Genomic DNA, 23374 nt, shown 5'->3' on the forward strand with positions numbered 1-23374 from the left:
CGCGCGGCGACGAGCGCGGCGCGATGGCCGCTGAGTTTCCTCCGGCTCGACGTCGAGGACGAAGCCAGTCGGAACCTGGGGCGCGGCCATTACTTGCGCACCGGCACGAAGCCGGCCCCGTTCCATACGACCTTGGCACCCGTTACCGGATGCGTGGCCGTCTGCCCGATCTTGTATCCTGCTGATTTTGGTGCAGGCGCTGGCACCCCGCGACGGCCGCCGCCTCTGCCGCCGGCCCCTTCCTGATAGCGCGTATAGATTTCGCGCTCACCCGCCGTCAGTTCTTCGCCCCTAGCCACCTTCTGCAGGATCGGCCCGACGACGCTTGAGGTGGTGACAGCGCGAGGCGCGGGACCGCGGCGAGGTGCCGGGGGTTGGCTACGCTTTTCGACAAGCGAACTGACATTGCGGTCGGCGCGCTCATTGTCGAGCCGATCATCGTCCATGTCCCATTCCAGCCGATCGCGGCGGTCCATTGCGGCCAGGCGCTTATCCACGTCCATCGCCTGCATAAGGATATCGCGAAGCCCATCGGGGCCTGGGAACACTTCGGGGAGATGATCGCGCACGTTGGCGCCGAATTGGCCGTAGAGACCATCGGCACGCTCAAGCGCCTCCTCCCAACTCGCCTGATCCTTGACCCCGCTCAGCATCTCGATCGCGCCGCGGTTGGCATCGCGCATCATCTTCATGCGGCCGGCGTCGAGATCCTGTGTCGATTTCAGCCCCTCGCGCCGATCGTCGCGGAACTTGAACGCCATGTTGGCCGCCGTGTCGCCGCCCTCCGCTAGAAAGTTCTGGAATCGGCCCGGATCCTCCGGCGCACTGGCATAGCTGGCCAGGGCATTTTTATAGCGCCGTTCCTCTGCCCACGGCCCAAATGTCGGCTTGCGGCCACCCAGCACTGCCAGCGTGTCGCCGATCCGTCCGGCAGTGTTCTGGAACTTGGACGGCTGAAGGCGCCGGGGATCGACAACCGATGAGGGAAACGAGGAAGTCGGCAGCATCATCATCGGCGCTTCCTGTGGCGCCTGTCTCGCGAGATGGTTGCCGATCGGTGGTGCATCAGCGCGTCGCTGGCCGCCACCGCTTTCGATCTCCGCCATCGCGCGCAAAGTGGCAATGTCGATGTCCCGGCCCCCGCCGGCAGCAAGTGCGTTGTACCTCATCAGAGATCCCCGTAATTGACAGAGGCGAAGCCAAGGACTCGAGGGCCGAGCGCCCAGGGGCGCAGCTTTGCGACTTCATCGGCCATGACGCCGACATGCTGGCGCGCCAGGTCGAACACATAGCGCCACGAATAGATGCCGAGGCCGTCGGGCAGTTCGCCCAGTTTCTCGATATCGGTTTTCAACCGTCGGTCAGACATCGCGGCGAAAGTGCCCACCGCCGAACCGATGTCCCCCAGCGCCCCGAACAGGCCGTCATTCTTGTTGCTCTTCGACTGACTGGTCTGTCCTGCGCCGCCAATGATGCGGCCGGCGCCCTGGCCCTGCTCGGCGAGCTTGTCGAGGCTGGCCAAGTAATTTTGGAAATATGCCGCGCCGGTTTTCTGGCCGTACGAGTTCAGAGCCTTGAGGGTGGACCCCGACTGCAGCATTCCGCGCGCAGCAGCGCTTCCCGTGATCGCCCGGCTGCCGCTATCGAGCATGAAATCAAAGCCGGTCGAGTCCTTGTAGCGGTCGAACGCGGCATTCGCTGCCTCGGGATCGCCGCCCAGCCCAAGCAACGCTGCCATAGCGTTCGTCGCCTGCGTTCCGGTCTGTGCCGAGCCGCTGTACGTGTCCTTCAACCAGTCGAATGCCTGATTGCTTGACGTGCTGCTCGATTTCTCTCCGCCTGTAAGGCCAGTCAGGAAGCCCATTTCGTATCCCCTTCGATGATGCCGGGCGCGAGGACGAACAATTCCGCCGCGCCATGGACAGTTGCGATGATGCCGAGCGACTTTCCGCCGAGCTGCCGATTGAACCACGCCGCCGCGGTGCATTCGATCGGGGTCAGCCCGCGAATGACCTGCGCACCGTGTTCGCTGAACATCGAGCGAAGCGCGGCCCGTGCAATGTCCAGCGCCTGCCGGCCTCTGGCAGCAAAGAGCCAGTGCGCCTCGAAGACGCCTGGCGCGACCCCGGTGAACAGCGCGAGGTTGCTCCCATGAACCAGCGCGACGTTGCCGTGATCGGCGACCCATGCGGCAGGGTCGAAACCTGTTTGCAATTCCGGATCGCCGTTGCGGGCAAGAAGCATGGCGACGCAGATGGTTTCTTGCGTGCGCTCTATCGCCACGTCATTGCATTTTGAGCCCCGATCGGCCTTTGGACCAAGCGACCATCGCGACGCCCGCGCCGCCGCAGCTGGTGAGACATAGCCGATGGTGCTTTCCAACGCCGCCGCTGACGGTTCGTGCCCCTGATCGGTAAGGCGATCGAGCAGCAACACCGCTTCAGCCTGCCGATTGATGCGCCCTTCGCTATCGGCGGGATAGAACAGGGCCACCGCCAGCAGCACGTCATGCAGTTTTCGCACGCCCTCGGGATCGCCGCACGCTGCCCGCATCCGGGCCCAGCATTCGGCCTTCAGCCATTCGATGATGCCACCGCCCTCCTGTTGAGCGGCCTGCATGAAGTGATCGAGAAAGGCATGTTGCGCTGGAGCGTTCCCGCTCGCCGCTTCTGCAAGCACGCTTTCGGCAACGGATGATTCAAGCATCTTTTTCCCCTCAATGCATAGTTGGAAAGCAGGGCTCGGCGTCGATGCCGAAGCGTCGCGCCGCGAATGTCGAGATCGCCCCCCAGCCGATTGGCGATGCCAGCAACGCTAGCTTGTCGTCGGGAATGCTGATCAGGAACTGCCAGGCGCCATCGTAGCTGATGGCCATTGCGGCGCTCATTTCGCGCGCCAACCATCGGGCCGTCTCGCGCATGGCAGCGGCGTCGCGCGCGGCGACGAGTTGCAGCGGCATTAGGGGTGGAGTCTGCCCGATGGTCTTCGGGGCGTCGGCGCATTTCATCTCGTCTGCCTCCCGGCGATGAGGCCTGAAGACATAGCACCAATACGGTAAATCACATAGCGGTGATTGCTATGCGCTTGCTGAAAACGAGGATCGCCCGCCGAATTCGACGAAATACGCGCTTTTCTGGCTAATCAGAGGCACCACACCGCCTAACTATGGGTTAGGTGGTCGCAATAGCCGACCCTGGATGCCCACGCAAAACGCCATCAAATTTAAACTGAAGCAACATTGCGTCATCGGCGCATTCGCAATCAACAAGCACCGCGAACGGAGTCCCCTGGATGACGAGGCATTGCCCCTTTTTGCCCATCTGATTCACAAAACTTTGGACGGCGGTCCTGACGCTCGCTGGGTCTTTTTCGGGCACGTCGATCTGCACCCGGAATTTGAAAGCCAATTGATTCATGGCTCTAAAACAGGCCGGTTACGATGTCCGGATCTCGAACGATGCCGCGGAGCAATGGGGCGATGACCAGCAGCGCCGCAATGATGAGGGAACCGACGATCGCATTCGACAGCGCGCGCACAAGCCGACGGTGGGCATAGTCGACGCCCTTCAACTCGCCATCGTCCGCGAGGCGTACGACGCGCCACCATAGCGGCGCGAGTATCGCGAACACGGCCGCGCGCACGACGAAATCCCACCAGCCCATAGCGGCGCCCTCCGAGGGCCAGAGAATGCGCGACGCTGGCGAGCATGACAAGGCGGGAGGGCCAAGGTATATGTGTCATGCATATACCTTCGATTGTGCCGTTCAGTTGGCGGGCAGTCGCACGCCAGGACCGCCCGCGATCGAGACTTCCTTTTCGGCAAGGAAGGTCGCCCCCGCAGCCTCAAGCGCGGCCTTGATCGCAAGCACGCTCGATTGCCGTGCGCCGCCACCCTGCTCAAAGCGTGAGACGGTATTGACGCCGACGCCGGCAGCGGCCGCGAGATCCGAATTACTCATACCGAGCCCTGCACGGGCCATTCGACACAGTTGGGGCGTTAACGACATTGGTGAACCATACACCAGTTAGTGCTTGACACAACCCATTGTCGCATGATTATTGGTGAAACTTACACCAGTAAGCGACCGAGGCGGGAGGGGCCTAATCCTCCCGACCCCGGTCTCATCACAACCCTCGTAGGAAGGGATACGACTATGCAAACGCATATCACTGACACGCGTCCGGACAACAGCCAGATTTCGGCACAGACAAGTCGGCGGGATGTTCTCGGTGCCATCGCGTCCGCGCCCGTCGCGGTTCTCGCCCAGCCGGCTTCGGCAACGCAAGCCAGCGTGGACGCCGAGCTTGAGCGCCAGTTCGCGATGTGGCGCAAGAACCTGCTCGCGATCAAAGACAGCGAAGAGGATTGGGGCCGCCCCGACGCCGACTTCCGCCTGTGGCGCATCGTCGACACAACTGAGGACGCGATCGTAAAGTGCGATCGCAAGTCAGTTCGGGTCGCAGAAATGCGCTTGTGGATCGCGCTGCAGCACATGTCGATTGGGTCGAAGATGGAGCGCGCCGTGATCGCCGGCGATCTGGACACCATCGCTGCTCACCGCGAAGAGCTGGATTGGCCCGAGAGAACCGTTGCCGAGGCGTTGATTGCGCTCGTTGCAGTCGGGAAGGCCTGAGCAATGGGAAAACCAGCACCCAAGGGGGCGGCTTCCGCCGCTCCCACCTTCGACGCGCGCGCGTGGTTCGCCGCGTGGTCCGACAATGGGGGAATCGCCATGGTCGCGGCCGATCGGCTGTTCCTGTCCCGCGCGTCCGCCATCGACCATCAGGCGCGACAGAGGCTCGACATGCTCCGTGCAGAGATCATAGGGCAGCGCGATCGCGGTGAAGCCCTCGCGGCCTATCTGGTTGCGCGGTCGTTCGGCGAGATCCGACCATGAAGCGCGAACCCAGCATCCGCGACATCGAGCGGCGCAACGACCCAAAGGTGACAATCCTGCCCACGGCGGCACGGCGGATGGTCCAACAGCCCTCATGCGTAGCAGTTCGCGCGGCAAGGGCGGCAGCGCCATGGCCGGGCGAGCGCAAAGACCCGCAGACGCGCGACGCAGAGCGGGAGACGGCCGGCACACGGCGAACGCCCGAACTGCTTATCCTCTTAGCCATCCTGAAGGTGCTGACACCGGAACAGCGGCGCGAAGTGCAAGACATCACGCACAGGGGCTATTGGGCACTTCAGGACGGCGCGGCGCTTACAGCGTCCGCGATTGTTGCTGGCCTGAGGGAGGGCGAATGATGGTCAGCAGCGCCCGACGCATGTGCTTGAGCACTCCGCAGCGCAGATCGTGGACGCGCAGGCCCCTACTTCGCGCCAAGTCGCTCACTGGGCCACCCGAGGCGCTACTTGCGACCAACCCTTCATTGCCAAGGCCGATGCTCGGTCGGGTCGTCTCGGCAATGCTTCAAGGCGTGGATGAGGTCGATGACGGGACCTAGCCCTCAATGAGCGAACCGCAGTTATCGCTGCAGCTCCCAACGCCCCGACTAACCAGTCGGGGCGTTTCGGCGTTGAGGCAGGGTATCCACGACTTCCGCACCAGCCTTGCGCTGTCCGAGAGCTATGTGGACGCCGAATGGTGGATCCCGACATATCGGCGCGCCTTTCCCAATCTGGTTGCCGCAGTACCAGTCAGGAAGGACGGCTGGGCGCAACGCGGCGGCATCGACCGACTTTTGACGCTGGCCTGTGGTCGAACCTATTCGGTCGATGAGAAGGTGCGAATGCAGGCATGGCCTGACATCTTGCTAGAGGTGTGGAGCGACGAGGAACGCCGAGTGCCGGGCTGGGTGCAAAAGTCTCTCGCTTGCGACTTCATCGCTTATGCCTTCGCGCCGACCGGCGAATGCTTCCTTATGCCGGTGGCCCCGCTGCAGCGCGCTTGGCGGCAGCGCGGGCGCCTCTGGGCCGAGAGGTACGGCATCAGGCGGGCAAAGAATGTTGGATATGTTACTGCGAGCGTGCCAATTCCTAAAGTGGAGTTGTTAAACGCTGTTGCTGCGGCGATGCTGGTTCGAGTGTAACGCTCAGTTCGCCTTGCGACCGGACTTTGACATTCGGCAAACCACCTGTAGGTTCATCGAGTCTTTTTGGCTTGGGGAGTGGCCGATGGACTTTAAGCAGATAGTTTCCGCTTCGCTTTTGCTAATTGCTGGCGCGACTGCGGCTCTCGCATTCCAGCCAGGTGAAAATTCACCGAAAGGGGAAGGGCCTCGCGGAGAACGATTAATACGGCCCCACGCCGGCCCAGGATTCGACATCGACCTAGACAAATTGTTCCCGACTGGTCCAAGCCGAAACTGCCCAAAAACCCTCGAAGCCGCGGCAGTCAAAAGTTGCGGTCCACGGCCTAATCCCCTCATGCAGAATGGTGCTTGCCAGCTTGTACGCAAAAGTTGCTCGAAGGATAATACCTCCTGCATCAAGCGTGCCAACCTTGAGCACGCATGCCTTTCTGAAGAGGTTACGCTGGCCGGAGAATCATTCAACCAGAATTTTGCGAGCTTGCCGGCAAAGTTCGATGAACTGATCGGTGCCTCCGAAGCGGCAAGCAGGGCAGTCGATAAGTTTGGAGAGAGCGAAGGCTGCGAAGCTGAGTTTTTGAATGCACGTGCTATATCCACCAAACTGCGAGGTATTGCACAAAATATTCATGACACGTACCGCGCCATGAACAGTGATTACGATTTCATAGTGCAAAAAAATGGCGACGTAGAACTCACGACCAATGCACGCAACTCCCACTGGGCCATTGGCTCGAAAGTCGTTGACGGGCGCATGGTACTGGATTTCGAGCATGCCCCCCAAGATCTCAAGGCAATTAAGTGGTCCCAAACGCTGTTCTCGGAAAGGTTCAGCGCCATAACTCCGCTTGACACTCTGCCACCAATTGAGATCGGTCAGCTTCCACTCATAAATAGTGGTACGCTCGAACGCCACTGGCGCCAAAGCGGCACGGCCTTCAGCAGGAGAAGCCAGCATTACGCCGAACGCCTAACCGCACCGGCAGGATATCGTTATTGCCGATCGTCATATAATACCGGCGAAACCTCCTTCGTTTGTAAAGCGAGGTTAATGCGAACTAGCACGGAGGTAGCCATTGACGCGTGGATCCGCGGACCTGACTTGCCAATGTCCAACCAAAAGGGTGAATTTGGTTTTACCATGAGCGCGTTATGGATCGACGCTAAAACAACTCTGTGTCAGGCCAAAGCCTTGGGATGCGTGCAGGCGGAAGGCGAATATATTCCTGACATTTCCAATGTTGTTCAGTGCAGCGACACCCCCGGCGGCTATTTTAGGGGGTGCTCCGATTCCGCTCCATCCTGCTTCAATGGGCTTCTCATCTGCCAATCAAATAAGCTTTCGCCGACATCGAAGAGTTGTGAGCCCGGTGGTGGATATGCATGCGGCGTATGTGGCGATCGTAAATTCAAATGAGATACGGAGTGCGTTAAGCGTTGATGCGCGATCGCGGTGCCGATCACGTACCCTCATGGATCGCCCGTAACAGCCGCTTTAGCTGGATCATCTCCGCCGACTTTAGGCCGTGCTTATACGCGTTTCGATTACCGATCGGTGCGCCTGGGTTTGTCCCCCCGTGCATTCGGCACCGCTTCTTTCCGCTGACCACCGGCGATTGGCATGGGCGGCCCGAGCGGGTGCGGGCCAGGCAGCGCGGGGCTTCTGCCAATTGTTGCGGCTGCTTGGGATTGATCGGCCATTCCTTCATTTTGCCCCCCTCCCCCGTGATGGTGGAATTCCTCTGCGACGACCGCTTGGCCGCCTTCGTAGACATGGACGTGTCGCACCGTCTGCTCGCGCGGCTGGTGCATCTTCGACAGTGATTCGGCGGATGCCCTGCACTGCGCCTGCGCCTTGAACGCCAAGCGCATGTAGCTTTCGAACGCCTGTTGGTGCTTGCCCATGCTGGTGATCGCCCGCCGCGTGAACTCGGTGAACAATGCGTCCAGCGCCGACACCTGCCCGGCTAAGGTGTCGCTCAGGATTGTCATGTCGCCATCGCGGACCTGCTGAGCATGATCGGCCATGATCTCGACCGCATCGTCGAGCGTCGGCTGAGCGTCGATGCCGCCGAATTGCTGTGCGCCCATGGTCGCGGTGATGAAGGCCGCCCGGTGCGTCGGCTCCATGACGACCTCGGCCAGTTGGCGCGCTTCCGACTTATTCGGATCCTTCACGATCTTCACCGTCTCGACGCGTGGCGCGGGCTGCTGCTCGTCTTCGTCCATGGCCTTATCCCTCAATGATACTGACCGGCAGTGGCCTATTGCCGCGACGCCTCCGAATCCGGCGGCCGCGGCACGTCGCCCGACATGGCGGACACCTGCGCATGAGCCTTTGCCCGCGCATCGGCGTCGTGACCTCGAAAGCCTTGCTGCAGTTCGGACACTCGCTCTCCCAGCGCAGCAGCACCGTATCGCGCCCGTCCTGGCGAATGTGGGGTTGGATGTCGACAAGATGATAATCCTGCCGATCGACGCGCAAGATCGTACCGATCAGCGGCAGCCTGTCGAACGCGAAGGCGATGCTCATGCCGCCCGCCTTTCCAGAGGCAGGCAGCCCGTTGGGGGATAACCTACTCCCCCTTTAGGGGTAGTGAGTGTGTTGAGCGCGTTAGGTGCAAACAAAACCAACGACTTAGAGACCGTTGGATGCGTTAGGTGCACCGTTAGATGCACAGTGTGTTGAGCGCAGCCCGTCATTGGCCGATTTCCGCGGTTTCCTGGCGAATCGGAGCACTCAGGGGCAATTCGCCCCGATCACCGTTCAGCACAACTTCGCGTAACCCGAAAACCGGCTTTCGATTGTCCGCCTTCCACAGTTCGGCGCGCTCGACCTTGCCCAGCCGGAACAGGCGATCCATCGCCGCTTCAAGCCGATCCTTGCCCAGTCCCTTCGCCTCCGCCATTTTGGCGAACTCGGTCGGCGCGAAGGTCGGTCCCCGCCTCTCCGACACCGCCCGACGCTGCTTATTGCGCTCGGCCAAGCACGACAGGAAAAGAGCATTGTCGGCACCCGCACGGGCGCTGTCCTCGAAATCCTTTCGTCTATCGTCGGGCACGTCGGCCGCGGTCATGAAGGCGCCCTTGATCCAGCGAAAGCAGACTTCGCCACCTGCCGCGGAATAGTTCGCCTTCGGATTGATCAGCTTGCGAGCGTCCGGATCAATCTCACCCTCCCGGCTCATGAACAACCGAGACCGCACCTGATTTTCCCAGCCGACCGACCCGAGGAAGTGGTCGCCCTTTTTGTTCGGGTGGTGGAGAACCAGCGTTGCACCGTCGATGCGGAGTGCCAGCCCGTTCGCGAGATTGAGGAACGCAACCACCTGCGTCAGATCGTTGTGATCGCCCCCCATCAAATGGCTTGCATTGTCGATCGCCGCGAAGCGGACCCCCTCTTCAACACAGGTCCCTTCCAGTTCTCGATACCGATCGGTGGGCCTCATCTCGCCCGTGTTCGCATCGAAGTGTGCGAGCGCGTTGCCAGGCAGCCCCATCAGTGACGACAGCGTCAGTTTGTCCAGCACGTCGCCTATGGCGAGGCCCAGCCCTTCGCAGATCGCGGCCTGCCGTCGCCAAAGCTCTTCTTCGTCATCCTCGCACGACAGATACAGCGCCGGGCCGCCGCGAACCGACACACCCAGAAACGGCAGACCCATGGCGACGCATGTACAGAGCTGCTGCGCGATCAGCGACTTGCCGACGCCACCAGAGCCTGTGAGAAGCGTCGCTTGACGAGTCGGGACCCACTCGTTGACGATCCACTCGCGTTGCGGCGGGATGTGCCCAATCCAACGCCGCATGTTGATGATGGGCAGACGCTTCGGCACCTCGCGCAGCTCTGGCTCCGCAGGCGGCGGGGTCAACACCTCGACATTTGCCCCAAGTATCGCATCAACCATGGACCGCCTCCCTTTGAAGGTCGGCGAAATCCGCTCCAGCGACGGGCGGGGTGAAGATCAGCGCATCACGGCGATCGGCGACATAGCGCTCGGCGACCGCACGAGCCGCAAGCCTGCCGGCGTCGTCCGCATCCGCATAGACGGACAGGTCCAGGCGCCCGACCAGGGGGAAGGCCAACAAGCCGGCGGTTCCAGCCAATGCCCATATGCAACGCTCACCGGCATTGAGCAGCGCCAGCCCGGTTTCGGGGCCTTCGCAGATGGCGACATACTGATCGATGCATTCCGGAGGTACCAGCATGATTGCCGCACCCATCGACAAGCCCAACGACGCCTTCGTGCGCTTTGTGCCGTCGGGGTTAAGCAGGATGCGCTGCACCGCCACCGGTTCGCGCGTCGCGATGTCACGGAACAGGCAGATCAGGGCTGGCAAATGCTCGACCCGATCGGGCGCGGGCTTGTACGGGCAGCGCGGGTGAAAGCGCATGACCTGCTCAGCGACATAATTCTCGAGACGCAAGCCGCGCCCGGAGAGATAACGCTCAGCGAGCGTGCCGCGCGCATCGATCGTGCCCGCCCATATATCGAGCGCGCGGGCGCCGTGCTTGTTCTCCCGCGACTTTGACTCGGACTGCCTCCGCACCGGCCGGTCAGGTGCTGCGCGCGGCTCGCCCAGCCATTCCAGCGCCTCGCGAGTGCCGCACTTCAGTTCGCGTTGGATGAGATCCAGCACGCCGCCACCTGAGCCCGCTTCGTGGTCGCGCCAGACGCCGCGCTCGACGTCGATCGAGAGCGAGCCCTTTGACCCATACCGCCAATCGTTGCCCCGCGTGTGGACGCGGTTCGGTTCGCCGAGCAGCTTTGTCGCGACCGACCCCATGCGAGCCGCCAGTTCGAGCGCGCTCATTATTCACCCCACAGTGGCGCGAGGCCTGCGCGGACGAGCAGCTTATCGAGCCAGTCCTTTTGCGCGTCGGATAGATTGAAGGGCTCGGCGACGAGCTGACCGAGAAACTGGCCGGCCTTGCGCGTGATCGGCGCGTCTGCGTTCAGCACCGTGCGCGCTGCCTTGCGGATGGCCTCAGGCATGACGATGGGGGGCTTAGTCGACATGATCGGCCCTTTCGGTTGTGTCAGTGATTGGCCAGCCGAGCGCAGCGGCGATGCCGGCGGCGTAGCCCCGCGCTTCCCGGTACGACTTGAATTCGCAGCACAGTTCGAGGCCGGCCGGCTTGGGTGCGACCAGCACATCGAAACCGGCGCCGAACGCCTCGGGCTGCAGGATGATGCGGTGCGGATCAGCCATGGCGACCGCCGCGCGCGTTGCGCTTCCATGCATTGACGGCGTAGAGCATGGCGTTCCCCCATGCTTCCGCATCGTCGAGCGTTGTGCTATCGAAGCGATCCTCCCAGCCGGCCAGCAAAGGAGACGAACGCCGCGTGGTGCTCAACACCGGGCGGCGTTCTTGTCTAGGGGGCGATCCCCCGTTGCGGATGATCATGAGCGATCACGCTGCCTGGGCGGTAGAAAGCGCCGTGCGTGCCGTTGCCCAAGCAGCAGTGACTTCCGGATCGTAGCGAACGAGCCGTCCAAGCTTGATGAATGGTGGGCCATCGCCGCGGCACCGCTGATTGGCCAAAGTCTTTTTGGAAATGCCCCACATTTCCGCCTGCTCGCTCTCGCTGAGAAGCTTTTTCATTGGATCCTCCAAGGCCCTTCCGAGATTGGCTGGGCGTTAGGAGGACGTTGGAGGATTAGGTGAGCCAACAGCCTGGGGGGCTATTGGTCTTTACGGCCGAGGTTCGCGACTTTCTTTATCTCATCTTTGACGATTTGACGTGCGCGATCGAGGGACGGTGGCCAGTCTTTCTCGGTCTCTCGCAAGCGCCGTGAGACGAATTCCCGCGCCTGAGCGGCCGAGTTTGAGCTTATGGGCAAGCCCAGCGCGCTTAACGCCGCTGCGGCTTCCCGCCGCAACGGATCCTCCGACCGCGGACGGGACGCTCGATACCACCGTGCCACGCTTCGAGACTGCTGCCCCCTCCCAGCGCGAGCGCGTCCCAATTGTTCATGATCTAGGCGTGAGCCGACAAACTCGCAGGCTGCGCCCACGGCCATACCAGCTGCAACAAGCACCCCAACGCATGCGGCGGCCGCTCCCTCAACAACCATGTCAAGATTGGTCGATGGACTGCCCTGAACGTCCTGTCGTTGAAGCAGATCCGGTTTGCGCCCATGGGACGCCTCGTCGAGCGCCAGCATGATAGCGTTCAGTCGGCCAGTGATTCCTGACGGCGCGCCAATGTCCTCAAGAAATTGGTTCGCGATTGCCAAGGAAGCGATGGCTGCATTTTGCGTCGCGGGGTGGTCTCGGTCAGTCTGGCGATACATGGCTTCAACGAGCTCTGACTTCCTGACGAATTCTGCCCAAATTCCCAGATCGATCTTGCAGGAAGCATCCGAATCCGTCTTCATGCTCGCGCTGCCGCCATCCGGACGACGTTCGTTTGATCGTGGCCTGAGGCCAGCGCGTCGATATGTGCAGACCACGCATCGAGTGCAGCACGCTTCTCCGGCCGCCAGTCGTATCGCTGGTAGATGCCGGCCACGCCGGACTTCGCGCCGCTGACATGGTTCAATACGGCTTCGGTCACTTCGAAGCGGATGCCCAGCCGTTGAAAACCCGTCGCCAGCGTGCGCCGTAGATCGTGCAGGCGCCAAGGAGCGATCTCGACCTCTTTCGGATCCTCTTCGCGGTCTATCGCCTCTTTCTGCGCGATCTCCAACATCGCGGCGTCAAGGCGCTTCTTGGCGCGAGAATAGCCTGACACGGACGTTTGGCCCGTGGTGGTGAAGACGAACCCCCGCCGCGGCCAGCGTTCATCGCTGGCATGCCCGACGCGTCGCCGCGAGATCGCTTCAAGCTCTGCCAGCGCCCGGGCGTTGAGCGGCACATGATGCGCGATATCATTCTTCGCGCGCTCGCTGGGCAGGTCCCAGGTCGCATGCGCCTTGTCGACTTCCTTCCAGTCCAGCGCGGCGACCTCCTCAAGCCGCTGTCCCGTTGCGATGAGAAGGCGGATCAGCGGCCCAAACGGATAGCCGAGTCCGCTGGCGGCCAGCCACGCAAGCCGCAACTCCCAATCTGCGAGAACCCGGTCGCGGCTGCTCGGCCCGGCGGGGGCCTTCATCGCATCGACAGGCGAACCGACGATATCCCCTTGATCGACCGCCCATGAAAACAGCAGGCGGAGGATGGCGAACAGCTTGCGCTGCGTCGCCGGCATGCCCTTCGCTCGATCGAGCACGGCCTTGATGTCGGCGCGATCGATCTGGCCAATAGATTTGTCTTTCAGCTCGGCCACGGCATAGAACCTGAGCGCATTCTGACCATCTGCCCAAGAGCCTGGCCAGTTCGCTTTCAGATACTCATCGACGAACGTGTCGGCATAGCCGCGAAACGCCATGGTGACCGATTGGCGCTCGCGCTCCCGCTTCACCTGTGCCGGGTCCGTCCCTTGCGAGACCAGCCGCGACAGGCGCTTGCATTCATCGCGCGCACTGTCCGGCGTCCAGGGCGAGCCATGCCCGCCTATCGTATAGCGCTTGGTCTTCGTGCCGCGACCGCCCATGCGATATTGAAACACATAGCTGCGTGCACCGGCCGGCGTGACCTTCAGTCCGAAGCCCTTCAACTCGGTATCCCACAGGAAGGTATCACCCTTCTCCGGCGCCATCGCCTTCACCGTCGCCAGCGTAACCTTGCCCGTGGCCATGCGAACGCCCTTCCAGTAATCACTGAGCAATCACCGTAACGGGATTTGGCGGGAACATCAAGGAAACGACGGGAAGCGAACCCCCGCGATAACAGCCCAGAATGACGAAGCGCGCGCAGAAACGCGTTGCCGCACCCTCTAACTCTTAATCAGCGGGTCCTAGGTTCGAGCCCTAGTGCGTCCACCACCTTTTCTATATAATCCAACATATTAGGGACGATCGGACAGCGGTCTGATCTTATCGTTTCGCGCCAGGTAGCATTCACGATCGAACTTGCCCTATTCGTGATCAGCTTCGCCTTGCGCAACGCTGACGATGCTTAGCGCTCGCTCATGGCTTTTTCATAAATTCCAATTACCTCCAGCCCGATTTCGTTGGCAAGGGGGCATGCCATGAGCTTCGAAAGCACGTTTCGCAGGGTTCTGTTCGGCCGCAAGGCATTGGACGGATCAGCGTCCAATCAGGCGATGGCCAGAAAACCTCTGCATCCTGCGATGCTCGCCGAGTTGCAGCGGCTTGACCTGATTCAGCCTGGACTAGGCAAGGCCGCCATCGCATTTGTCGCGACCGGCGAGCGCAGCGAAGTCGTCGCCAGGATCGAAACCCTGTACAAGACAGTGCCGCGCTATACTCATCCCTACTTCGGCGACAGCATCGGCATGAACAATGCGGAGGGGGCAACCGACGTTGCCCTGGTAACCGGCGGGATTGAACCCGGCCCGGAACTGGGCAGGCTGCTGCACATCCGCATCGCCACTGGCCGGATCAGCCGGCCATATAACAAGACACCCACACCGGAAGAGTTGGTGCTTTCCGGCTTTTCGAACATGGCGTTGGGCGGGGCCAGGCGCACGGAAATCAACTACAAGATTGAGTGGGCTTCGCTCATCTCGCCCAAGACCTTGCTTGCCCATGTCCAGCAGGTCGGTGGCAGGATGTCCGACTTTCTTTCGCTGGTACTGCGCAGTCCGACCCATCCTGCGGAAGGCAGCTGGGTGACCAGCAGCGATTTCGCCGACTATGCACAAACCTACCCGGCTGCTTTGGCCGAAGCGATCCGCCTTAGTGGTCAGCGCAGCGAGGCGATAAAGCTGATCGAACAGATCGATGCGACCGGAGCGCCCGAAATCGAGGCCTTGCTGGTGGCGATGCTGACCAAGCCATTCGATAAGAACGACCGCGAAGTCGCCACGTCAGCCCTCGCACGGCTTGACCGGGGCCAACTCCTTGCCTTGCTCCAGCGCGAACTGCCGAAGGCAGATATCGATACCCGCCATGGTCTGGTTCAGGCAGCGGGACGCTGCGGGACGCCGGAGGTGCTCGCTCTGCTGACCGAACGCAGCAAGGTGGAGAAGGCGGCGAAGGTCAAGGCAGCGATCGAAGCGCTGCTGGAGGCCTCGAATCAAGGCGCTGGGGGCGAAGGCGCTGCGGATCGCGGCAACGGTTACGCCACGATCGACGGCAGCTTCGTCGAATTCCCACCCGTGATTGCCATGGCGATACAAGAAGCGATCGAGCCAAGTGACGGCGATTACATGGCCTTCATGAAGGTGGTCGAAGCAATCACGGCGCATCGCGCCAGCCTATCCGAGGAAAGCTGCGATCGCACCCGGTTCCATTACAAGCTCGACAAGAGCGACATTGAGGCGACATTTGAACTGATGACCCGGGGCACACCCTTGCCGCCGAGCAAGAACTACGCCCTCTCAAGCGAGATCAGAAGGCGCGACGACGGCCGCGCATGGTACGGCGCATACCTCGATGGACTTCCCGCAGGCACGGCGCTGCGCATACTCTTGGCCGGCAACCACGGCGAAATGGGATTTCTCGTTGGCGGCTCCTTCTCCACCTACGAAAGGCAGAAGTTCGGGCTTGAGCACCTGGAGAAATGGATGGCTAAGGACGGCTTCGGCTTGCGGGAGATCGCGCTGGCCGAGCACGCCGGCAAGACCGGTCTGCCGCTCGATCAGGCGGCGCTCGATCCCCATTTCGATCCATGCCAGCACCTGCGCGCGCTTCTCGGAAAGTCCTATCCCAGCTACTATCGCACGGACCTGTTTGCAGCCATGCGGGAATTGCCCGGCGAGGCGGTGTGGCCTTGGCTGGCGCAATGTTTCGAACTGTTCGACGAAGGCCTGGGGCTACGCGCGGCTAGCAAGCCCATCGAACTGACGCGCATTCTCACCTTGCTCGATTTATTGCCCAAGGTCCCGCAACGCTATTTTCCCCGCCTACTGGACATCGCGGTTGCGGAAAAGCGTCCGTTGCGACGGCAGGCCATGACCCTGCTGCGCGATGCCAAGGACCTGCACCTGCGCATCGAAGCCCTGCTGGACGACAAGCGCCAGCAAGTGCGGCTCAACGCAGCCGTCTGGCTCGCCGACATCCGCTCCACCGCCAGCGAAGGCGCGCTGCGCAAGCGGCTGAAGAAAGAAAAGAGCGATCTGGTACGCGCTGCGCTGATCGAAAGCCTGCAGCGCATGGGCTTCGACCTTTCCGACTTGATCGGCCCCACCACGCTGATCGCGGAGGCCGAAGCGGACTGCGCCAAAGTTTCAGCGGAACTGCCCGCATGGCTCGCCGCCAACGGACTTCCCGCGCCACATTTCCGTGACGGCTCCACCGTTCCACCGCCCGTGGTGCGGCACTGGCTGGCTCTCGCCATTCGCCTCAAGGATCCGGCCGCCAGCGGGCAGTTCGGGATCTACCTCGACCAGTTGCTGCCCGAAGACGCGCGCAGCTTCTCGAATTGGGTTCTGGACAGCTGGGTCGCCTATGACACCAAATCGTCGACGCTGGAGGAAGCGACCGCTTATGCGATAGCCAATTACCAGCAACATTATTCCTGGATGTACGGCGGGCAGAAGACCCCGCAACTACGGGATGAACTCATTGCGCACATCGTCCGCGAAAAGACCGGTGAGCTCATCAACTCGGGTTCGGAAACCAAGGGGATGCTCGCCCTTGCCTGCCGCGCCGACCCGGTATTCGCCGCCAACCGCGTCCGCTGGTTCCTGAAGAAGCACGGGCGCCGTTCCAATCAGGCCATGGCGCTGCTCGAAATGCTGGCCGGGATCGGACAGCCCGGCGCGCTGCAGGTGGTGATCGCGGCGTCAGCCCGCCTCAAGCAGAAAAGCACCCAGGCACGCGCGGCCGAGATTGCCGAACGCTATGCCGAGGATCGCGGCTGGAGTTTCGACGAACTCGCCGACCGCACCGTGCCGAGCGCCGGCTTCGACGATGACGGGGTGCTCGACTTGCCCTGCGGCGAGGACGAGAAACCCTATACCGCCCGGCTCGACGCCATGCTGGCGATCCATCTGTTCAACCCAGAAGGCAAGGCAATGAAAAGCCTGCCCGCTGGTGACGATGAGGTGACGAAGGAATCCAAGAAGGCGCTTTCCGCCGCCAGGAAGGAGCTGACACAGATCATTGAACTGCAAGGCACGCGGCTGTTCGAGGCGATGTGCGTCGAACGCACCTGGCCCGTGGCCGATTGGCGCCTGGCCCTTCACGAACATCCGGTGATGCGCCGCCTGATCGAGCGGCTCGTCTGGCAGGGGCTCGACGCGGAGGACCAGCCACTCGGCCTGTTCCGCCCCACACAGGAGGGCGACTTCACCGATGCCGCCGACACGACAGTTGATATCGACGGTTTCGCCAGGCTACGACTCGCCCACGGCGCGCTGACGGACGAAGGCAACAACAGGGCCTGGACCAAGCATCTCGAGGATTACGAGATCACGCCCTTTCTAACGCAGTTCGATACGCTGCGCGCACCGCTGTCCACGGAACAGCGCGAGGCTGAGTCCGTCGTCGACCGGCAGGGGTGGAGGGCCGACAGCCTCACCTTTCGCGGCATTGCCGAAAAGCGCGGCTATGAACGGGTGATGCGCGATGGCGGCGGCTGCAATGAGTATGAGAAGAAATTCCCGAGCCACGGCATCTCGGCGACCATCTTCCACACTGGCTCCCACGCCATCGATGAGAATAATCCGGTGGCATTGAAGGAGCTTCGCTTCTCCAAACAGGGGCATCGCGGCGCCTATCGCCTGCAGGACGTGCCCCCCGTGATGCTCGCCGAATGCTGGGCGGATTATCATACCGTCGCCGCCAAGGGGGCGTTCGATCCCGATTGGGAGAAAATCGCACCCTGGTAAGGGCTATCGCAGCAGCGGTGCCGCGCAACGCTGCTGACGCGCCAGCAGCAGGCCATAGGCGGCCGCGAGCAATCCCTCGCCTTCATGCCCGTCACCGAACAGCGATGCGAGGCGCGGCAAGCCATAGGTTTCGAGCCGCTGGACATGAGCGGCCAGGTCGCCATCGAGCGTGCGCGCGAGCGACGGACCGATCTCGGCGCGATCGAGCAGGTGCCGCCAGGCCTTCGCCAGCGCCGCATTGGTGCCGCTGCGGGGGAGCACGGCAAAACGGCGTCCGGCGCCCGGCCGCAGCCGAGCCAGCCAATCGCGGACAACCGACTTGTCGCCACCCGGCCGCCACGGACGAGCCCAGAGGGAGAGATCAACAGGCGCGTCGCGGCCGAAAAGCGTCATGGGCCTGAGGGCAAGCTTGTCACCGCGGCGTTCCATGCGGACCAGCACCATACCTTGCCAGCCGGTTCTCACGTTGGCCTCGAGCGCCTCGATCGCGTTGGACACTGGCTCTTCATGATCGAGCGTCAGCGCGAGCCAATTGCCTGCCCCATCGCGCACCGGCCAGATGAGTTGCTGGGCAAGGTCGTCGAAAAAAGGAGGCGCGATCCCGTCAGGCGCGATCAGACAGGCGGTCGACGCCTCCACACCGTCGAGCCCGAGTCCCACCTGATTGAGCCAGTTGCGCTGCAATTCGCTCCAGTTGCGCACGACGCCCGGCCAATCGGGACCGGCGCGAACCGAGCGCTCGATAATTGTCGCCCTGGCGCTCGCCGGGGCGGACAGGCGATCGTCGGCCGAACGGCGCGAGCCTTCGAGCTCGATCCGGGCATGGGCAAGCGCCGCCAACGGTTCCGACTGCCAGAGCGGCTGGTTCCGCCAGGCCTCGGCAGGCGCGAAAGTCGGATCCTGTCCAGCGCCGCGCGCAAGGGTGGTCGAGAGCCAGCGGCCGGTGGCGGGTTCGATGAACCAGGCCGTGACCCCGCGCGCGCCCGACGCCGTGGTCCACCGTTCGCCGCCGCACCCGACCAGATGCAGCGGTTCGGAAAGAACGAAATCGCGCCGCAGCCTGCCCGCAAGCGCAACCCGTCGTTCGGAATCCGCCGCCTTGAGCGCACGCACCAGCGCGAAGGCCGTGGCCGTGAGCTCGAGCATACGATCGGGATCGAAATCGAGCGCGCGGCCACGCCGCAGGCGCATCTGGGCGGCCACTGCGCGGAGAAGCGCTGCGAGCCGTGGAAGGCTGTCGGCGCGGGATGACACCGACAATTCGAACAGGGCTTCCTCCAGAGGGAGGGGGGCAAGGTTCATTCCAAGTGCGGCGACCTCGGCCAGGCTCGCCCGCACATGGTCGATAAAGGCGGGATGGATTTCCAGCTCGGCCGGCGAAGCCTGCTCGAGCTCATGGCCGAGAGCGGGGAGATCCTGGCCGAAATGGCGCAACGCCGCCAGGACAGCGGCTGCGTGATAGGGCTTTAGCCTCGCCTTGGAGACCTTGGACACGATCCCATCGAACCCCTGCCCGCGCAGAATACGCACCGGTCCTTCGATATCGGGAAAGGTCACGGCGAGCGTATTGGCGGCCGGCTCGACGGCGACGGCCGTTCCTGCCAGGTCCAGCGCCGCACGCCAGCCCGCCTTGCCGGTCCATTTCTCCAGCCTGGCCAGATCCATCGCGGCCACGATTTCGGCCGGGTCACCCGAGGGTTCGGTGACAGCCGCCGGGACCTCGGCAACATCGCCTTCCTGCTCCAGGACAAAGATCACGGCCGCGATGCGGTGCCGGCAGACCGTCACTGCCCGGCAGGCGCACACCGCCGCACGCGGACCGCCCGTGTCGAGATCGACGCGCTGGCCGTCCGCCTCGATGACGGCCTTGCCGGTTTCACCGGACACGAGATGGACCTTGCCTTCCGCGACGTCGCGGTGCGCGCGGCGAACCAGTCCGGCATTGGCGAGCGTCGCCAGCGCGGCATCGTCAAAGGCGGCCAGGCTGTCGCGAAGCGTGGTGTCGATCATGCCATCACGCTTCCGATCCATTCAGCGAAGCGGTCGGGCGTCAGCGCGGCGATCTGCATCCCGTTGCCCGACAAACGCTCCGCCATGCGGCGGTCATAGACCGGGGCGGCATCGTCGCTCAGCGCGCCAAGCCCCAACAACGTGACGCGAGCCGACGCCATGCGGCGCGTCGCGGCGAGCATTCGGGGGACTGATCCCCCCTCCTCGAAGTCGCTGATCAGCACAAAAACCGTTCGGGACGGCTGGGTGATCAGGCCTTCGCAATATTCCATCGCCGATGCGATATCGGTGCCGCCGCCGAGCTGGACCGACATCAGCACTTCGACCGCGTCATGCGCCTCGCTCGACAGGTCGACAATGGAAGTGTCGAAGACGATCAGCTTGACCTCGACGGAGGGCAACGCAGTCAGGATCGAGGCCATGACCGCGGCATAGATGGTCGATGACAGCATCGAGCCCGATTGATCGACACACAGGATGATCGTCCACGGCAGGCGCCGTCGGCTGCGGCCGTGGAAGCGAAGGCGATCCGCGACGATCGCCTTCCGCTCGGCATCCCAGTTCTTCAGATTATCCCTGATCGTCGCGCGCCAGTCGAAATTCTGCATCGCCTTGAGCTGGCTGCGACGAAAGCGGTTGGGCCGACCGGACAGCGCGGCTTCGACCCGGGGCCGAAGTTTCCGGACGATGTCCTCGACCACCTTGCGCGTCACCTCGCGAATCTTCTCGCGCACCGCCGGATCGGCGCTCCCCTTGAACGCGATCAGCGACTTGAGCAGGTCCTTGTTGGGTTCGAGCGCATCGAGCACCTTGGGGTCGGAGAGCAGCTCGCTCATCCCCAGATTGTCGATGGCATGCGCCTGAACGGTCTCGTATACCGACTGGGGAAACAGATCGCGGAGTTCGCCCAGCCAGCTCAGCGCGGTCAGCCGGCTGGGATCGAGCGATCCGGCCCCGCCTCCACGCTTGTCCCGGCGCAGACCCCGCCGCTCCATCTCGCGGGCGTAGAGATAGTCCAGCGCACGATCGGTACGCTGCTCGGTTCCTGACAGGCCATCGCCCGGCAGCGACCGCTCGGCATAGCGGCCGAGCACCAGGCGCCAGCGGCGGATCGAGACCGGCCCGCTCACAGTACGAAATCCCGTGCCAGTACGTCTGCGAGGCCCCGATCGAGCTCCAGATTCTCATTCATCTCACTTTCCGGAATGCCGACCGTGACCGACAGCGATCCCGGACTGGCTTCCAGTCTCGCTGCAACCTCTTCGGCCAATCGATCGACCTCGCGCGGATCGAGTGGCATCAACGCCAGACGCAGATGCGGCAGAAGGGCAACGAAGGCGTCTTCATCGACACTGTCGATGATCCCGTGCAGCGCGTTCAATATCGCCGGGACGGTCCAGATCAATTCCCGCGCGATCGCGATCACACCGCCGAGAAAGGCGAGCCGTTCCGCGGGATCGACATAGCCGCTGGCAAGTTCTCCTTTGAGCCGCACTTCGAGATCGGAGGCGGCGATACGACCGTCGAGCAAGGCAAAGGCCATGATCGCGCCGGCCAGCATCGGCGGCAGCGGACGCGCGAACAATGCGTCCAGTGCCTCCTCGAACAGGGCAAGATCGATCGGAGCCTGCGAGGATTTCGCCAGCTCGATCGCACCGCGCAGGCTGGACAACGCCTCGACGGCCACGCTGACCTGATCCGCACCGGAGTCCGCCATTTCCGGGAGCAGCACCAGCAAGCGGCGCCAGGCTGCCTGGATCAGATGGTCGAGCGGGCCGGCATCCTCGATGCCCAGCGTTTCACGGCCGCGGCGCAGCAGCAGCAGATCGGTGAGCGCGGCAATGACCGACCCCGCTTCCGGATCCTCGATCACCTGTTCTTCGACAAGGGCGAGGATCGCGTAGGCTTCCTTGCCCAGTCCCGCCCGGCAGGCTGCGGCGAACAGATCGATGGCCAGCAGCGCATTGCGCCCTCGGCCCTGTTCCGCAAGTGCTGCGACCTTGTGCGCGAGAACGAAGGCCAGGGCCTCGCCCAGCGTGTCTGCCGCCTCGGACAGTTCGATCAGGCGAGATTCGACGAGCGGCGACCAGCAAATGGCCCAGATCTCGTGCAACCGGTCGAGCGCCACGTCATTGCGGAAATCGGGCCCACCGGTACGTTCGGCAAAGGATGTACCGATCAGAGCCATGGCATGGCAGAAGCGGCTCGCGGCACGGTGGCGGGGCTTGCGATAGATATCGAGCTCGCGGCTGCGGCGCTCGCCATCGGCGATGGAAAAGCCAAGCACCCTCGCCTGCGCGCGCGCCGCCTCGACCAGGGGCGGCGATCCAGCCGAGGGCGGCACCTCACCGATGGCCGTACCGGTCAGCCAGGCCTTCAGCTCACCCAGAAACGGCGCTTGCGTGGCCGGAATTTCGTCCTTGATGAAGCTGGAGCGGATCGCGTCGATCAGATCGTCTCGCATCGGAAACGGCCGCCCGCGCAGTGCCGCGAGGCGCTCTGCCTGCTCTATCGCATTGGCTATCACTGGAAAGGAGGGAGCCTCGCCCTTGCCGCTCCGCAGATGGTCGGCAAAGCCCGTGATCAGGTCGATACCCAGCTCCGCGCCGCCCGACTCGCGCCGCTGCCACAATCGATCATAGAAACCGGGCAGCGGCAACCCGGCGCCATAACCGCGCAGCGCATCGAGCTGACGCATCCCATAGCGGATAAGATAGGATCGGCCTGCGCCGGGACTGGGGGCAAGCGGCTTGTTGCTGCTCGCCTCCAGCAACGCTTCGGCGTGAAAGCCGCCGACAACAGCGACGATCGGCCCGTCCGTGGCGGCGCGCACCTCGCTCAGGATCGCACGCATTTGTGCTTCGCGGGCGAGCGTGCCGTCATGCTCCATATCGGCGGCATCGGTCGCCGCGCGGATGCAGCTGCAGTAGTGCGCGACATCGGCGAAGAATGTCTGCCAATCCTGCCCGGCGATGCGGGTTTCGAACAGCTGATCCCACACTTCGTCACCGTCGCGGCATCCCAGTTCGCGCGCCAGTGCCATCACATAGTCGCCGACGCCGAACAGGCGCTCGCTGCCCAGAAGCGACCTGCCCTCGCGCGGTACGTCGCCGTCGAGATCCATGTCGCGCGCGGTTGAGGGCAGGTCGATGAAACGCGCCGCTACGCCGCGCGCTTTGGCTGCCTGCAGCGCAATCAGCTCCGGGCTGTGCGCGCAGAAGGGAAAATAGCTCGCCACCCGACGGGTTGCCTGTCCCGCACTCGCTTCGCGCAGCGATACTATGGCCACAGGCGCCCGGGTCCGGGTATCGCAGAGGAGGTCGATCAGCGGATCGAAATCGCACGGCCCCTCAACCAGGATCGCCGCAGGCGCGACTGCCGCGATCAGCCGCTCCAGATGCGCGGCGCAAGCCGGGCTATGGTGCCGGATCGGCACCACCCACAGCTGCCGCTCGGCATCCAGGACGACCGGGTTCTTCAC

General features: G+C 63.1%; 26 protein-coding genes. 6 read left to right on the top strand and 20 right to left on the bottom strand.

The annotated features are described in order from the left end of the window. Positions 1 to 89: 89 nt before the first annotated feature. The 6 genes from AC3WN8_RS01725 to AC3WN8_RS01750 form a co-directional block, all read right to left on the bottom strand. Positions 90 to 1013 carry a hypothetical protein gene (locus tag AC3WN8_RS01725; RefSeq protein WP_492667644.1) on the bottom strand — a complete coding sequence of 308 codons (924 nt, stop codon included), beginning with the start codon at positions 1011 to 1013 and terminating at the stop codon, positions 90 to 92. A 155-nt stretch (positions 1014 to 1168) separates the two neighbouring features. Further along, positions 1169 to 1864 (bottom strand): tail fiber domain-containing protein, encoded by a 696-nt coding sequence (locus AC3WN8_RS01730; protein ID WP_492667645.1) that lies wholly within the window; start codon positions 1862 to 1864, stop codon positions 1169 to 1171. Then, on the bottom strand, positions 1852 to 2706 hold the full coding sequence (locus AC3WN8_RS01735; RefSeq protein ID WP_492667646.1) for a hypothetical protein: 855 nt from the start codon (positions 2704 to 2706) through the stop codon (positions 1852 to 1854). Before AC3WN8_RS01735 ends, AC3WN8_RS01730 begins: the two co-directional genes overlap by 13 nt. A gap of 10 nt (positions 2707 to 2716) precedes the next feature. Further along, complete coding sequence (locus AC3WN8_RS01740; protein WP_492667647.1) at positions 2717 to 3007, bottom strand: hypothetical protein; 291 nt, start codon at positions 3005 to 3007, stop codon at positions 2717 to 2719. A 413-nt stretch (positions 3008 to 3420) separates the two neighbouring features. Further along, the gene (locus AC3WN8_RS01745; protein ID WP_492667648.1) at positions 3421 to 3663 is read right to left on the bottom strand and encodes a hypothetical protein; all 243 of its coding nucleotides are present in this window, start codon (positions 3661 to 3663) and stop codon (positions 3421 to 3423) included. Between the two features lie 102 nt (positions 3664 to 3765). Then, positions 3766 to 4008: a helix-turn-helix domain-containing protein gene (locus AC3WN8_RS01750; protein ID WP_492667649.1), complete on the bottom strand. Its 243-nt coding sequence runs from the start codon at positions 4006 to 4008 to the stop codon at positions 3766 to 3768. A 147-nt stretch (positions 4009 to 4155) separates the two neighbouring features. Here AC3WN8_RS01750 and AC3WN8_RS01755 point away from each other — a divergent pair, with 147 nt between their 5' ends. From AC3WN8_RS01755 to AC3WN8_RS01775, 5 genes are all read left to right on the top strand, one after another. Continuing rightward, positions 4156 to 4635: a hypothetical protein gene (locus AC3WN8_RS01755; protein WP_492667650.1), complete on the top strand. Its 480-nt coding sequence runs from the start codon at positions 4156 to 4158 to the stop codon at positions 4633 to 4635. Between the two features lie 3 nt (positions 4636 to 4638). Continuing rightward, on the top strand, positions 4639 to 4899 hold the full coding sequence (locus tag AC3WN8_RS01760; RefSeq protein ID WP_492667651.1) for a hypothetical protein: 261 nt from the start codon (positions 4639 to 4641) through the stop codon (positions 4897 to 4899). Next, entirely contained in the window at positions 4896 to 5255 is a 360-nt protein-coding gene (locus AC3WN8_RS01765) for a hypothetical protein (RefSeq protein WP_492667652.1), read from the top strand. Before AC3WN8_RS01760 ends, AC3WN8_RS01765 begins: the two co-directional genes overlap by 4 nt. Positions 5256 to 5461: 206 nt before the next feature. After that, positions 5462 to 6040, top strand: a complete 579-nt coding sequence (locus AC3WN8_RS01770) for a hypothetical protein (RefSeq protein ID WP_492667653.1) — start codon at positions 5462 to 5464, stop codon at positions 6038 to 6040. 85 nt (positions 6041 to 6125) lie between these two features. After that, a complete protein-coding gene (locus AC3WN8_RS01775) occupies positions 6126 to 7457 on the top strand; it encodes a hypothetical protein (RefSeq protein WP_492667654.1) in 1332 nt (443 codons plus the stop codon). Between the two features lie 43 nt (positions 7458 to 7500). On the opposite strand, the gene AC3WN8_RS01780 is transcribed toward AC3WN8_RS01775, so the two are convergent. The 11 genes from AC3WN8_RS01780 to AC3WN8_RS01830 all read right to left on the bottom strand — a co-directional run bounded on the left by AC3WN8_RS01780 (position 7501) and on the right by AC3WN8_RS01830 (position 13722). Further along, positions 7501 to 7650, bottom strand: a complete 150-nt coding sequence (locus AC3WN8_RS01780) for a hypothetical protein (RefSeq protein ID WP_492667655.1) — start codon at positions 7648 to 7650, stop codon at positions 7501 to 7503. Then, positions 7586 to 8269, bottom strand: a complete 684-nt coding sequence (locus AC3WN8_RS01785) for a hypothetical protein (RefSeq protein WP_492667656.1) — start codon at positions 8267 to 8269, stop codon at positions 7586 to 7588. The genes AC3WN8_RS01780 and AC3WN8_RS01785 overlap by 65 nt, the downstream gene beginning before the upstream one ends. Positions 8270 to 8273: 4 nt before the next feature. Then, the gene (locus AC3WN8_RS01790) at positions 8274 to 8573 is read right to left on the bottom strand and encodes a hypothetical protein (protein WP_492667657.1); all 300 of its coding nucleotides are present in this window, start codon (positions 8571 to 8573) and stop codon (positions 8274 to 8276) included. A 166-nt stretch (positions 8574 to 8739) separates the two neighbouring features. Beyond that, complete coding sequence (locus AC3WN8_RS01795) at positions 8740 to 9945, bottom strand: AAA family ATPase (protein WP_492667658.1); 1206 nt, start codon at positions 9943 to 9945, stop codon at positions 8740 to 8742. Continuing rightward, a complete protein-coding gene (locus tag AC3WN8_RS01800) occupies positions 9938 to 10852 on the bottom strand; it encodes a DUF7146 domain-containing protein (RefSeq protein ID WP_492667659.1) in 915 nt (304 codons plus the stop codon). The genes AC3WN8_RS01795 and AC3WN8_RS01800 overlap by 8 nt, the downstream gene beginning before the upstream one ends. Continuing rightward, the gene (locus AC3WN8_RS01805) at positions 10852 to 11058 is read right to left on the bottom strand and encodes a hypothetical protein (RefSeq protein WP_492667660.1); all 207 of its coding nucleotides are present in this window, start codon (positions 11056 to 11058) and stop codon (positions 10852 to 10854) included. The genes AC3WN8_RS01800 and AC3WN8_RS01805 overlap by 1 nt, the downstream gene beginning before the upstream one ends. After that, entirely contained in the window at positions 11048 to 11251 is a 204-nt protein-coding gene (locus AC3WN8_RS01810; RefSeq protein ID WP_492667661.1) for a hypothetical protein, read from the bottom strand. Before AC3WN8_RS01810 ends, AC3WN8_RS01805 begins: the two co-directional genes overlap by 11 nt. Then, entirely contained in the window at positions 11244 to 11399 is a 156-nt protein-coding gene (locus tag AC3WN8_RS01815) for a hypothetical protein (protein ID WP_492667662.1), read from the bottom strand. Before AC3WN8_RS01815 ends, AC3WN8_RS01810 begins: the two co-directional genes overlap by 8 nt. 54 nt (positions 11400 to 11453) lie before the next feature. Then, a complete protein-coding gene (locus tag AC3WN8_RS01820; RefSeq protein ID WP_492667663.1) occupies positions 11454 to 11645 on the bottom strand; it encodes a helix-turn-helix transcriptional regulator in 192 nt (63 codons plus the stop codon). A gap of 80 nt (positions 11646 to 11725) precedes the next feature. Then, complete coding sequence (locus AC3WN8_RS01825) at positions 11726 to 12421, bottom strand: hypothetical protein (protein WP_492667664.1); 696 nt, start codon at positions 12419 to 12421, stop codon at positions 11726 to 11728. Then, on the bottom strand, positions 12418 to 13722 hold the full coding sequence (locus AC3WN8_RS01830; protein ID WP_492667665.1) for a tyrosine-type recombinase/integrase: 1305 nt from the start codon (positions 13720 to 13722) through the stop codon (positions 12418 to 12420). The genes AC3WN8_RS01825 and AC3WN8_RS01830 overlap by 4 nt, the downstream gene beginning before the upstream one ends. A 393-nt stretch (positions 13723 to 14115) precedes the next feature. Here AC3WN8_RS01830 and AC3WN8_RS01835 point away from each other — a divergent pair, with 393 nt between their 5' ends. Beyond that, positions 14116 to 17883, top strand: coding sequence for a DUF4132 domain-containing protein (locus AC3WN8_RS01835; protein ID WP_492667666.1), 3768 nt, complete (start codon positions 14116 to 14118; stop codon positions 17881 to 17883). A 3-nt stretch (positions 17884 to 17886) separates the two neighbouring features. Here the strand turns inward: AC3WN8_RS01835 and AC3WN8_RS01840 are convergent, their stop codons facing one another. Genes AC3WN8_RS01840 through AC3WN8_RS01850 form a run of 3 tightly spaced genes read right to left on the bottom strand, consistent with a single transcriptional unit; the run spans position 17887 to position 23374 of the window. Then, positions 17887 to 19893: a YehQ C-terminal OB-fold domain-containing protein gene (locus AC3WN8_RS01840; protein WP_492667667.1), complete on the bottom strand. Its 2007-nt coding sequence runs from the start codon at positions 19891 to 19893 to the stop codon at positions 17887 to 17889. Next, positions 19890 to 21023: a VWA domain-containing protein gene (locus tag AC3WN8_RS01845; protein ID WP_492667668.1), complete on the bottom strand. Its 1134-nt coding sequence runs from the start codon at positions 21021 to 21023 to the stop codon at positions 19890 to 19892. Before AC3WN8_RS01845 ends, AC3WN8_RS01840 begins: the two co-directional genes overlap by 4 nt. After that, a complete protein-coding gene (locus tag AC3WN8_RS01850; RefSeq protein WP_492667669.1) occupies positions 21020 to 23374 on the bottom strand; it encodes a DUF5682 family protein in 2355 nt (784 codons plus the stop codon). Before AC3WN8_RS01850 ends, AC3WN8_RS01845 begins: the two co-directional genes overlap by 4 nt.

This window comes from Sphingobium sp. FW305-3-2-15-F-TSA7 (assembly GCF_058787155.1).

Coding starts and splice junctions, on each gene's coding strand:
- AC3WN8_RS01725 (WP_492667644.1), bottom strand. CDS start 1,013: ATGATGATGCTGCCGACTTCCTCGTTTCCCTCATCGGTTGTCGATCCC.
- AC3WN8_RS01730 (WP_492667645.1), bottom strand. CDS start 1,864: ATGGGCTTCCTGACTGGCCTTACAGGCGGAGAGAAATCGAGCAGCACG.
- AC3WN8_RS01735 (WP_492667646.1), bottom strand. CDS start 2,706: ATGCTTGAATCATCCGTTGCCGAAAGCGTGCTTGCAGAAGCGGCGAGC.
- AC3WN8_RS01740 (WP_492667647.1), bottom strand. CDS start 3,007: ATGAAATGCGCCGACGCCCCGAAGACCATCGGGCAGACTCCACCCCTA.
- AC3WN8_RS01745 (WP_492667648.1), bottom strand. CDS start 3,663: ATGGGCTGGTGGGATTTCGTCGTGCGCGCGGCCGTGTTCGCGATACTC.
- AC3WN8_RS01750 (WP_492667649.1), bottom strand. CDS start 4,008: ATGTCGTTAACGCCCCAACTGTGTCGAATGGCCCGTGCAGGGCTCGGT.
- AC3WN8_RS01755 (WP_492667650.1), top strand. CDS start 4,156: ATGCAAACGCATATCACTGACACGCGTCCGGACAACAGCCAGATTTCG.
- AC3WN8_RS01760 (WP_492667651.1), top strand. CDS start 4,639: ATGGGAAAACCAGCACCCAAGGGGGCGGCTTCCGCCGCTCCCACCTTC.
- AC3WN8_RS01765 (WP_492667652.1), top strand. CDS start 4,896: ATGAAGCGCGAACCCAGCATCCGCGACATCGAGCGGCGCAACGACCCA.
- AC3WN8_RS01770 (WP_492667653.1), top strand. CDS start 5,462: ATGAGCGAACCGCAGTTATCGCTGCAGCTCCCAACGCCCCGACTAACC.
- AC3WN8_RS01775 (WP_492667654.1), top strand. CDS start 6,126: ATGGACTTTAAGCAGATAGTTTCCGCTTCGCTTTTGCTAATTGCTGGC.
- AC3WN8_RS01785 (WP_492667656.1), bottom strand. CDS start 8,269: ATGGACGAAGACGAGCAGCAGCCCGCGCCACGCGTCGAGACGGTGAAG.
- AC3WN8_RS01790 (WP_492667657.1), bottom strand. CDS start 8,573: ATGAGCATCGCCTTCGCGTTCGACAGGCTGCCGCTGATCGGTACGATC.
- AC3WN8_RS01795 (WP_492667658.1), bottom strand. CDS start 9,945: ATGGTTGATGCGATACTTGGGGCAAATGTCGAGGTGTTGACCCCGCCG.
- AC3WN8_RS01800 (WP_492667659.1), bottom strand. CDS start 10,852: ATGAGCGCGCTCGAACTGGCGGCTCGCATGGGGTCGGTCGCGACAAAG.
- AC3WN8_RS01805 (WP_492667660.1), bottom strand. CDS start 11,058: ATGTCGACTAAGCCCCCCATCGTCATGCCTGAGGCCATCCGCAAGGCA.
- AC3WN8_RS01810 (WP_492667661.1), bottom strand. CDS start 11,251: ATGGCTGATCCGCACCGCATCATCCTGCAGCCCGAGGCGTTCGGCGCC.
- AC3WN8_RS01820 (WP_492667663.1), bottom strand. CDS start 11,645: ATGAAAAAGCTTCTCAGCGAGAGCGAGCAGGCGGAAATGTGGGGCATT.
- AC3WN8_RS01825 (WP_492667664.1), bottom strand. CDS start 12,421: ATGAAGACGGATTCGGATGCTTCCTGCAAGATCGATCTGGGAATTTGG.
- AC3WN8_RS01830 (WP_492667665.1), bottom strand. CDS start 13,722: ATGGCCACGGGCAAGGTTACGCTGGCGACGGTGAAGGCGATGGCGCCG.
- AC3WN8_RS01835 (WP_492667666.1), top strand. CDS start 14,116: ATGAGCTTCGAAAGCACGTTTCGCAGGGTTCTGTTCGGCCGCAAGGCA.
- AC3WN8_RS01840 (WP_492667667.1), bottom strand. CDS start 19,893: ATGATCGACACCACGCTTCGCGACAGCCTGGCCGCCTTTGACGATGCC.